General features: G+C 69.4%; 10 protein-coding genes and 1 pseudogene. 6 read left to right on the forward strand and 5 right to left on the reverse strand.

Going from position 1 to position 8388, the window contains the following annotated elements; translation table 11 throughout:
• Nucleotides 1-2303: non-reducing end alpha-L-arabinofuranosidase family hydrolase (locus tag AV521_RS46005; protein WP_256726027.1), on the reverse strand; the 2303-nt coding region annotated here is incomplete at its 3' end.
• An 88-nt stretch (nucleotides 2304-2391) separates the two neighbouring features.
• On the opposite strand from AV521_RS46005, the gene AV521_RS49995 reads away from it, so the two are divergent.
• Entirely contained in the window at nucleotides 2392-2688 is a 297-nt protein-coding gene (locus tag AV521_RS49995; RefSeq protein ID WP_179023910.1) for a hypothetical protein, read from the forward strand.
• On the opposite strand, the gene AV521_RS46010 is transcribed toward AV521_RS49995, so the two are convergent.
• The 3 genes from AV521_RS46010 to AV521_RS46020 form a co-directional block, all read right to left on the reverse strand.
• The gene (locus AV521_RS46010; protein WP_076097920.1) at nucleotides 2579-3364 is read right to left on the reverse strand and encodes a hypothetical protein; all 786 of its coding nucleotides are present in this window, start codon (nucleotides 3362-3364) and stop codon (nucleotides 2579-2581) included. The two genes, AV521_RS49995 and AV521_RS46010, sit on opposite strands and share 110 nt — an antisense overlap.
• A complete protein-coding gene (locus tag AV521_RS46015; protein ID WP_076097921.1) occupies nucleotides 3361-3891 on the reverse strand; it encodes a SigE family RNA polymerase sigma factor in 531 nt (176 codons plus the stop codon). The genes AV521_RS46010 and AV521_RS46015 overlap by 4 nt, the downstream gene beginning before the upstream one ends.
• 68 nt (nucleotides 3892-3959) lie before the next feature.
• Complete coding sequence (locus tag AV521_RS46020; RefSeq protein ID WP_305965233.1) at nucleotides 3960-4727, reverse strand: expansin EXLX1 family cellulose-binding protein; 768 nt, start codon at nucleotides 4725-4727, stop codon at nucleotides 3960-3962.
• On the opposite strand from AV521_RS46020, the gene AV521_RS52165 reads away from it, so the two are divergent.
• The gene (locus tag AV521_RS52165; RefSeq protein WP_256726028.1) at nucleotides 4715-5446 is read left to right on the forward strand and encodes a hypothetical protein; all 732 of its coding nucleotides are present in this window, start codon (nucleotides 4715-4717) and stop codon (nucleotides 5444-5446) included. The genes AV521_RS46020 and AV521_RS52165 overlap by 13 nt on opposite strands.
• A gap of 177 nt (nucleotides 5447-5623) precedes the next feature.
• On the opposite strand, the gene AV521_RS46030 is transcribed toward AV521_RS52165, so the two are convergent.
• Nucleotides 5624-5986: a DUF1304 domain-containing protein gene (locus tag AV521_RS46030; RefSeq protein ID WP_076097925.1), complete on the reverse strand. Its 363-nt coding sequence runs from the start codon at nucleotides 5984-5986 to the stop codon at nucleotides 5624-5626.
• Nucleotides 5987-6256: 270 nt separating this feature from the next.
• Here AV521_RS46030 and AV521_RS53130 point away from each other — a divergent pair, with 270 nt between their 5' ends.
• The 4 genes and pseudogenes from AV521_RS53130 to AV521_RS46045 form a co-directional block, all read left to right on the forward strand.
• Nucleotides 6257-6649, forward strand: a complete 393-nt coding sequence (locus AV521_RS53130) for a hypothetical protein (RefSeq protein WP_371917121.1) — start codon at nucleotides 6257-6259, stop codon at nucleotides 6647-6649.
• Nucleotides 6610-6798, forward strand: coding sequence for a hypothetical protein (locus AV521_RS46035; RefSeq protein WP_076097923.1), 189 nt, complete (start codon nucleotides 6610-6612; stop codon nucleotides 6796-6798). The genes AV521_RS53130 and AV521_RS46035 overlap by 40 nt, the downstream gene beginning before the upstream one ends.
• A gap of 247 nt (nucleotides 6799-7045) precedes the next feature.
• Nucleotides 7046-7771: a family 16 glycosylhydrolase gene (locus AV521_RS46040; protein ID WP_076097924.1), complete on the forward strand. Its 726-nt coding sequence runs from the start codon at nucleotides 7046-7048 to the stop codon at nucleotides 7769-7771.
• Between the two features lie 78 nt (nucleotides 7772-7849).
• Nucleotides 7850-8388: pseudogene (locus AV521_RS46045) on the forward strand (transposase); the annotation flags it as partial.

Here is an 8388-nt window from a genome sequence, read left to right on the forward strand (position 1 = left end):
TTGCGGACCAGGTCACCGTGGCTGATGTCGTTGGTCCAGGTGGCACCGCTGTTGGCCTTGCCCGCGAAGGGGCTGCTCTCGGTGGCGGCCTGCGGGGTCCAGGAACCGCTCAGGCTGGTGGCGGTGAACGAGCGGAAGTAGCGCTGCTCATTCGCACCCCGAGCCTCGACGATCATGAGGTACTGGTTCTGGTCCTGGACCTTGTAGACCTGCGGCGCCTCGAACAGGTTCTTCGTCGAATCGCTCATGACCGTCGTGTACGACGAGCCGAAGTTTCCCGGGAAGTTCCCGATCGGCATGCTCGCCCGGTAGATCTTGCCGTTGTCACCGGCGAAGAACAGGTACATGTTCTGGTCGTCGGCGATCAGGGTCTGGTCGATCGGGCCGGTGCCGGAGCCCGGGATGCTGCCGGTGAACAGCGGCTGCGGCGCGGACCAGCCGTTGGGGTTGGTGGGGTCGCTCGACGTGCGGTAGACGAACGGCGACGCGCCCCACTGGTACGCCAGCACCCAGATCTTCTTGGGCGCGAAGTAGAACAGCGTGGGCGCCACCGCGGCCTGGCTCATCCCGGTCTGGCCGGCCGACGCCATGTCCGACCAGTTCGTGAAGGGACTGAAGGCCATCGAGCCGTACGACGATCCCGACACGTTCGACGCGTAGACCAGGTGCTTGCCGTTGTACACCACGTTGGTGAAGTCCTTCAGTGAGACCCACCCGTTCGCCGGCTGCGCCAGCGCACCCGTTGACGTCCACCGGTATGTCGACGGAAGAGCACACGTGCCGCCCATCGGCGCGGCCGTCGAAGTCCTGAAGTTCCAGTGCTGGTTGGCGCCGCCGCCCGAGTCCCCGATCTGGACGGGGGTGCCATTGGCGGTGTGACCGCCGGGGATCTCCAGCGCGCGGCCGCTGGCGACGTTGGTCAGCGTGAAGGAGCCGTCGCTGTTGCGGCCGGCCCGCCAGTGCTGGTTGGCGCCGCCGTTGGAGTCCCAGACCTGCGTCCTGGTCCCGTTGCCCGTCTGGTTGCCCGGCTCGTCCAGTACCCGGCCGCTGGCGACGTTGGTCAGCGTGTAGGAGCCGTCGCTGTTCCGGTCGGCCCGCCACTGCTGGTTGGAGGCACCGCTGGCGTCCCACACCTGGAGCGGGGTGCCATTGCCGTTGTATCCCGCGGGCTCGTCGAGAACGCGTCCGGCGGCCACGTCGGAGAGCGTGTAGACCGTGCCGGAGGTGATGCCCCCGCCCGGCGTGCCGCCGCCGCTGCTGCCGCCCAGGGCAGTGAGCACCGCGTTGTAGGCGGGCTTCTTGTTGCCGCTGCTGTCGAACAGCAGCGGGTTCTCACCGGTTCGCCACGAGTCGCTGTCCCTGATCCCCCACACCGTGATGCCCGTGCAGCGGGCGACGTTCATGCACGCCTGGACGGCGCCTGCGTACGCCGCCGGCGACGCCTGGGCGATGTCGAGTTCGGTGATCTGGACGTCCACCCCGAGCGCGGCGAACTTGGACAGGGTGGTCTGAAAGCTGGCCGGCGGGCCGCCGGCGCCGAAGTGGCTCTGGAAGCCGACGCAGTCGATGGGCACACCGCGGGACTTGAAGTCCTTGACCATCGCGTAGACGCCCTGCGTCTTGGCGTCGGTCCAGTTCTCGATGTTGTAGTCGTTGTAGCAGAGCTTGGCCGGGGGGTCGGCGGCCCGGGCCGTGCGGAACGCCTCCTCGATGAAGCCGTTGCCCAGCACGTCCTGGAAAACCGAGCTGCGGTGCTGACCGCTGCCGCCGTCGGCGAACGCCTCGTTGACCACGTCCCAGGCGTAGATCTTGCCCTTGTAGTGGGTCATCTCGGTGGTGATGTGGTTGTCCATCACACTGCGCAGGGTGTTGGCGTCGGTGATGGACTTGACCCAGCCGGGCAGTTGGGAATGCCAGACCAGGGTGTGCCCGCGCATGCGCTGGCCGTGCGCGGCGGCGTGGCCCACGATCGAGTCGGCCGGGCCGAAGTTGAAGTTCCCGCGGGAGGGTTCGGTGGTGTCCCACTTCATCTCGTTCTCCGGGGTGATCATGTTGAACTCCCGGTCGAGAATGGCGGAGTACGTCGAGTCGCCGAGCCTGCCCGAGGACACCGCCGTACCGACGTAGCGGCCACTGCCGGCCGCTGCACCGGCCAGGGTCGGCGTGCGGGCATTCGGCGTGTGTGCGGCCTGGGCGACCAGGGGTACGGCAGCACCAGCGGCGGCGAGAACCACGGCGGCGACGAGCACGCGGCGGGCAGCCGGACGGCGGCGATGAGAGCGGTTCTGATCTGACAACGGCATGTCCTTCTGGCACAGCGGGCCTTGATCCGGCCCCGGTTACCCGCCAGTTGCCGCCACGCACACAAAGGTTGCCGCGGTCGAGGGAAGAATTTTCACGGCCGCCGTCACCATCCCCACCCTGTTCCACGGCGGCCTGCCGGCCACCGCGAAGGCCACCTACGCCGCTGGGGCCAACGCCGGCCCGGCCGACTGGACCCCGTGCCAGCCGTCGGGTACTCGTTCTCCCATCGAGCTTGTGCGGCAAGGGAACTCGTCCCCTTGCCGCACAGCGGCGTTCACCGGGTCGGGACGAACCCTCCCCGGACCGACGCGGAGCCGCCCGAACCCCGCGCGTCGACGCGGTAGCCGTCGCCCGCGGCGCTGCGCACGCCGCTGGCGTGGTTGAACTGGGCGGCGAACTCATAGCTCCCGGCCGGCACGGTCAGGCCCGGCTTGAGGACCCAGCGGTAGACCAGCGTGCCGTCGGCCTCCTGGGCGGTGACGGTGAAGTCAGCACTCGGCAGGGTCTGCCAGGTGCCGGTGTTCTGCACCCCGCCGGTCTGCACGATCCGCATCTCGATCGTGAGCGAGGTGAGCGGCTGGGTCGTCTTGAGGGCGAGATTGCTCTGCGTCCAGTAGACGGTGCTGTGCGGGTCCACCGAGCCGGCCGACCACAGGGGCCCGTTCTGGCTCTCGCCGGCGGCCGGCGATGGACTGGTGGCCGACGGAGTCGGGCGCGCGCTGCCCGGGGTGGTGGCCGGGGCCGGCGCGACATGGGTGGGGCGGGTCGATGTCGGGTGCGGGGAGCCGGCGGTCGGGGACGGGGTGGCAGGCGTGGTCACGGTGGCCGATGGCGACGAGTGCGCGACGATGGCGGCGATGGCGAGGCCGCCGGTCGCCAGGATGCCGGTGGCGGCGAGCCCGGCGAGCGCGACCCTGGTCCCGGACCTCGCGAACGGCCGCGCGCGGTGACGGACGGCGGGGCCGGCCATGCCGCGTTGCACCCGGGCCAGCATCCTCGCACGGTCGGGCCGGTGGGCCTCGGCGGCCTCGCGCAGCCGACGGGCGATCTCCTCGTTCACCGGTTCCTCCTCCCTGCCACCAGGTCCCCGGCCGCTCGTGCGCCCAGTATCCTTTCCAGCTCGGCCATTCCCTTCGAGGTCTGGCTCTTCACCGTGCCGACCGAGATGCCCAGCGCCACTGCCGTGTCCTTCTCCGACAGGTCGAAGGCGTGCCGCAGCACCACGCAGGCGCGCTTGCGGAACGGCAGCCGGGCGAGCGCCGCGCGGACGTCCAGCACGGCCGCCACGTCCGGTCCCTCGACCTTCTGGGGGCTGCGGGACCAGAAGAGTGTGATCCGGCGTCGCTCGCGCACCGCGCTGCGGATCCGTCCGCGCGCCAGGTTGGCCACCACACCGCGGGCATAGGCGAGCGGGTGGTCGGCCTGCCGCAATCGGTCCCAGCGCTGCCACAGGGCGACCAGGGCATCCGCTGCGAGGTCGTCCGCCGTGTCGGTCTCGCCGGTCAGGAGGTGTGCTAGACGGGCGAGTTCGGCATAGTGGCGTTCGAAGAATTCGTGGAACTCCGCGGACGCGTCATCGAGGACCATCCCCCGGTCGCCCTCTCCTGGCAATGATGGTGCGCGTTAGTTGCGCGTTTAACAACGGGAAGCGCAGCCTAACAGTGCCCAGCCCAGGATTCGAACAGCGGTCGTGCTCGGTTGCGGGCCGGTGAAGGCTGACCGGCGGGCTGGTCAATGCCCGGCGAACTGGACGCCCGTCGGCTGCGCGACGTCCGGCCGCACGGAGATGCCGTCGACGGTCGGCTGCTCCCCGTAGATGTCGGTGCTCCTGAGCGCCCCGCCGCAGCCGGTGCCATCGGCGGACAGGAAGTAGTCGAGTCGGTCCGGGGCAGTTGCCGCCAGCCGCCGGCGGCCCGCACCTCCAGCGCGGCCACCGGGTTCCGGTGGCCGATAACCTGGATCCCGCACCACCACTTGGTGGACCCGGTCTTGTACCGGATGGCGATCCTGCCCGGCAGGTCCGGGCTCAGCAGCGACCAGGTGATCGGGAGCCGGCCCACCGACAGGTCGGCGAGCCGGGGGAACGCCTGTCGGCTGAGGTCGAGTTGCCCCGGCGCGCAGGGCCACGGGCATTCGTTGACGATCCGTACCGTGGCCCCGCTGGCCGCGCGGACCAGCACGTAGGCTCCGCACGCCTTGACCGACTCATGGTCGGTGACGTTCATCGCTGCGATCATCAGGTTGTCGGACGACCCGTACAGGCAGGCGCCGCTGCCGTCGCCAGCGACGTAGGCGGTGCCGACCCCCTGGTAGCTGACGGCTGGTTTGATCCGTGCGGTCAGGGCCGCTGCCCTGGAGCTCGCGGGCGCGGTACTGGTGGCCGAGGCCGTCGCAGTGGCCGGACAACGGCATGGGCACGGCACCCACCTCCGTCAACGGCGAGGCCGACTACCAGGACGAGGGCGTACTCTCCAGCGGAAGCTGCCACGGCGGGAGTTGTGAACCCTCCCGCGAGACACCCTTCCCCACCTACTGGGGCGTCCGCTCGCTGACCGCACTGGCCCGGCCCGGCGACACCATGGTCAAGGCGTCCTCGGGCAACCCGTCGGTCGCCGTGCACGCGGTACGCGCCGACAACGGCGGCCTGAACGTCATGCTGATCAACAAGAACCCGCAGAACGCGGCACAGGTGTCACTCTCCTACACCGGATACACCCCGGCCCCGGGAACGGTCACAACCGTTTCGTACGCCAAGGGCGACACCGCCCGGACAACGGCGACGCGGGGAACAGCGACCGCACAGACGCTGCCCCCGTACTCGATCACGACGCTCCGGCTGAAGCCCTCGTCGGCGACCGCCGGCAATGGCATCCCGTCTCCTGCCTCCACGCCGACCGCCGCCACACCGACGCCCGCTGCGCCGGTTGCCTCTGCCGCAGGCACGGTCGGCCCCCGTGCGCAGGCGAAGGCGGCCGGCGCACCCCTCGGCCGGCCGGCCGAGAACGGCACGGCCGGCGGCCTGGCTTCCACAGGGATGAGCAACGCTGTCACCTACAGCGCCGCCGGCGGCCTGCTGGCCATCGCTGCCGGCTGCGTGCTGGTACTTCGCGTACGCCGCGGCAGGACTTCGCACGGCAGGTGAACCCGCGCCAGCGGCCCACGGTCGGCTAACGGCCTTGGGGGCAATCGGGGGGCGGGGCACGATGGCCCGGGGGTAACGGGACGGGGCAGCACGGTCCAGGGCACGAGTCACATCTCCCGATCGTGCCGCCCCCCCACTGACAGTTCCGTCAGCCCTGTTCAACTTGCCGGGCAATGCTCAGCGGGCGGCCAGCACCAGCGCCAATCCGATCAGCGCGGGAACAGTCTGCACGAAGACGATCTTTCGGCCGGCCGTGGCGCCACCGTACGCGCCGGCCACGGCCACGCACAGCAGGAAGAACACCTTCGCCTGGAAACCCACCGGATCGGATGCCACCGCACCCCACACCAGGCCGGCGGCGAGGAAGCCGTTGTACAGCCCTTGATTGGCCGCGAGTGCCTTCGTCCCGGAGGCGAACTCGGCACTGGTCCCGAAGGCTGCCCGGGCCCTGGAGCCGGTCCACAGGAACATCTCCAGGACCAGGATGTAGACGTGCAGAGCGGCGATGAGCAGTACCACGGCGGTTGCAATGATTGACATGAGAAACAGGTTCACACGACGCTCCCGCACTGTGCTCGGCACCCGACGTGTCGCTACGCAGCGCTGCCCTCGGGCAGGGCCGCGGGCCACAACCTCGTGCAGGGCGAGCAGGTGGGCGCGGCGGGTTTCTCCGCCGACGGCTCGCTGCTCGCGGTCAGCGACCAGACGGGCCGGGTCGCGCTGTGGGACGGGAACGTCCGCCGACGCGCCGGTGTGCTGCGCAACGTCTTCCCGGCACCGCTCGGCAAGACCCCGGAAACGGTGAGCGCGGTGGCCGCGTGCCCCGACGGCCGGACCCTGGCCGTGGGCGGCGACACCGGCAGCCTGCAGCTGTGGGACGTGGCGACCCGCCAGCTCCTCGGCCCCGCTGACCACACCTGGCGACGGCATCGACTCCCTGGCTTTCTCACCCGACGGCACGACCCTGTACGCGGGCAGCCCGCACGTCCCGCTCCAGCAGTACGCCGTCGACGCAGGGCAGGCGGTCGAGCAGGTCTGCGCCCGCGCGGCCGCCGACCTGACGCGGGAGCAGTGGTGGACATATGCGCCGGGAGCGGACTATCGGCGGGTCTGCGGGATCAGCCGGGGAGCTGGGGGCTGATCCGCCGGGCCAGGGGTGCCAGATGGTCGTCACCCTGCGCCCCCTCTCGCCGGAAGTCCTGAGCGTGCTCGACGCCCGGAGTTCGGTGGGCTGGGAGACTCGCGCCAGCGAGCATCCACTCACCGCCGACGACGACCCCAAAAGCCACGCCGGCACGGTCATCGGCGTCCTGGGCGGCCACGAGGGCGGCGGCGACCAGGACGAGGACTGAGCCCAGTTCATCCGCACCCCGCTCACGGCGAAGGACCCCGGCAGCGAAGCGTGCTGGGGAGGGGGCAGGGTCTGTATCCAATTGCTATCAAGCCGGGGGTGCGACACTTGGTGCCTTCAACTCCGGAAGCCATGAAGAGATCGATGCCACACATCTTGTCAAATATTAAACTGACTTCTAGAGTCCGGCGTTAAAGGGAGCGTGGGACCGCTCCCCCGCCTCATGTCATCCGAGCGATGGAACCGCGATGTCATCTGCACTTCTCAGGCCGGGACGCCTGATAGTTACCGCCCTGGCGGCGCTGTCACTGCTTCTCCTGGGGCAGCCGCAAGCCCACGCGGCGTCCTGGGGAGCCCCCCAGACCATCAACTCGTGGAACACCATCAACGGACGGTGGACCGCCAACAACGAGCTGGAGACCTACACCCCCGACTGCGTCTGGTACGAGGGCAACACCCTCGTCGTCAAGACCTACAGGTCGGGCAGCACGTACTACTCGGGCCGCGTGGAGTCCAAGGCACTCTATGGCTACGGCACTTACAGCTTCACCGCGAGCATGCCCAACGGCCAGGGCCTCCTGCCTGCGGTATGGGCGGCCTACCTGAATCCGTGGCTGCCCGAGTTCGACGCCGCCGAAATCGTCGGCCAGAACCCGAACACCGTCTACCAGACCTCCCACGACTCCAACAACGCCCAGACCCAGTTCTCGAAGACAAATTCTGCGGGCTGGACCAACGCGTACCACACGTACTCGTTCACCTGGTGGCCCGATCACATCGACTTCGCCGTGGACGGCACCATCACCGGCACCAAGTGGTACACCACTGCCCCGGGTGTCGGGATGCACTTCATCGTCAACACCGCGGTCGGCGGCGACTGGCCGGGCAACCCCAACGACTCGACATGGGCCACAGCAGACGGCGCGAGGTACCTGAAGGTCTCCTCGATCACGTACACCCCGTACCAACCGTAAGGGATCCGCTTCAGGACCCGAACTCGGAGGATTCCCGGGACCGTTCTGGCCGACCTGCTCGCCTGGCACCAGCGCCTGGTGAAGAAGAAGTGGGCCCAGCCGCCCCTTCCAGGCCGCCCGCTGCCGCCCGACGAGCTTGGAGACCTGATCGTCCGACTCGGCAGCGGGAACCCTCAGCGAGGGTTCCGTCGCGTACACGACGAACTGCACCGACTCGCTCACAAGATCAGCCCGGCCACGGCGCGCCGCGTCCTGCATGCCGCCGGAATCAGCCCGACGCCACGCCGCCACCCGGCACGCAGCGAGTGGGCCGCGTTCCCCAAGACCCAGACCAGCGGATCGCTGACCACTGACTTCTTCCACGTCGACACCATCGCGCTGCATCGGCTGTACGTTCTGCTCGTGATGGAAGCGCGCACTCCCACCGTGCACATCCTGGGCGTCACCACGCACCCCACCGCCGCACGGGCGACCCAGCAGGCCCGACAACTGCTGTGGCAGCTCGGCAACCGCGCCGCTGACTTCACGCACCTCGTCCGGGATCAGGACGCGAAGTCCACCAATGCTTTCGACGCCGTCTACGCCAGCGAGGACGTTGCCGTGGCGAAAATCCCTCC

This window comes from Streptomyces sp. IMTB 2501, assembly GCF_001953885.1.
In the GTDB taxonomy this organism is placed as follows: domain Bacteria; phylum Actinomycetota; class Actinomycetes; order Streptomycetales; family Streptomycetaceae; genus Streptomyces.